We start from the raw sequence: 1,436 nt of genomic DNA on the forward strand, positions 1-1,436 counted from the left end.
GCATTGTTTTTCCAGCGACTCGTGTAGTATTTGAATATCACGCATCTTGCTTTCAATCTTTTGTGTTTGTGGTGAATTCATTAGATCAGAAGGTAAGGTGCGTGTCTACTTATTGAACTACAAAGGTATTTTGTGGGGATTCACAAGTTGCAGGCGTTATAAGGCAATATGAAACTATCTCAATTAGAAACAGATATTTTGGATTGGTTTGCTAGATCATATCCATCAATCGCAATTCAAGAACAAATCTTGTGCTGTGAAGTTACCGAACGAGAAGATACCACGATTGGTTTCTTTACATCGTTTAAAGTAAATGAAAACGTTGGACAAATTGTAAGCCCTGAAGGTTATACAAGCATTAACTTAAACGAGTTGAAACTTATAGCTCCAAAACTTACAGATGGTGCAGATGTGATTCTTCATATAGAAAACGGTTATTTAGACTGTATTGAAGCTTACGCTATTACTGATGGCCACCCTTTGACGGTTTCTCGTTATGAGCTGAAAGAGTTAGATGTCAATTTCATCAATGATTTATAACTAAGTCTTAGAAGCTTTCGTCAATCATATGTTGCGTTGTTCAACTTCGTATATTGTTCATTCGGAACTGTCTTATAACAAAGCAATCAAGGTGACCCTTTACACTCGGCGGTTTTGGTATGAAATTCAGTGTGCTTTGTTAGTTCAGTGCGGGGCACCTTATTGCARGCGTTATGTTTTAGGAGAWCCAATGGCGGATTTAGAGTTGTGTGAACGAAATATCAGGGTAGCTAAGAAGTGGTTAAATGCTATTTTCTCAACCGTTGCTAAATACACAATTTTAAAGGGTATAGTGATTTTTGTCCTTGTCACTACACTAGCTTTATCAACGCAACTTGCTTCTTTATACGTTGTGAAGAAAATAGTAGATAAAAACTATGAACATTTTACAAATGTTACAGAACAACGTGAAAAGATACATAACCTTTATATTGTTGATTTGATAGATGCTTGCTTGACTTCTAATGACTTAGACCCGATAAATACAGAACGATATTGTGCGAAAGCTAAAGAGTATTATATGTATAAAGCCCAAGTAAGCAGAGGGCTTAAAGATAACTATATTAATACGCTTGAAAATAATGAATTTTTAGTGATGAAAGCAGATATTAATTATTTAATTAATGAACAAGAAGTAGAGAACATTAGTAGAAAGTATCCATTTCAAAATCTACCAGAAGTATCTTTTGTATTTAGTCTGTGGTTTACCTTGATAAGCTGTTTAATTTCAGGCTGTTGTGGTTGGTTGTTTTACAATTACATCCAAAGGTATGGTAAGGGTGTATACCATAAAACATAACAAAAACATCAAGGTGACGCTTTACACTCGGCAGTTTTGGTATGGAGTTTGGTGCGCTTGGTTAGTTTATTGTGGCGCACCTTATGTTGGCGTTATG

2 protein-coding genes are annotated in these 1,436 nt (G+C 35.3%); both read left to right on the forward strand.

Features of this window, described 5'->3' with window-relative positions:
* Positions 1 to 168: 168 nt before the first annotated feature.
* Positions 169 to 540 (forward strand): hypothetical protein, encoded by a 372-nt coding sequence (locus tag EIZ48_RS28195; RefSeq protein WP_160658697.1) that lies wholly within the window; start codon positions 169 to 171, stop codon positions 538 to 540.
* 190 nt (positions 541 to 730) lie between these two features.
* A complete protein-coding gene (locus EIZ48_RS28200) occupies positions 731 to 1,339 on the forward strand; it encodes a hypothetical protein (RefSeq protein ID WP_160658699.1) in 609 nt (202 codons plus the stop codon).
* The last annotated feature ends 97 nt before the right edge of the window (positions 1,340 to 1,436 follow it).

The sequence above is a fragment of the Photobacterium alginatilyticum genome, assembly GCF_009910675.1.
GTDB lineage: Bacteria > Pseudomonadota > Gammaproteobacteria > Enterobacterales > Vibrionaceae > Photobacterium > Photobacterium alginatilyticum.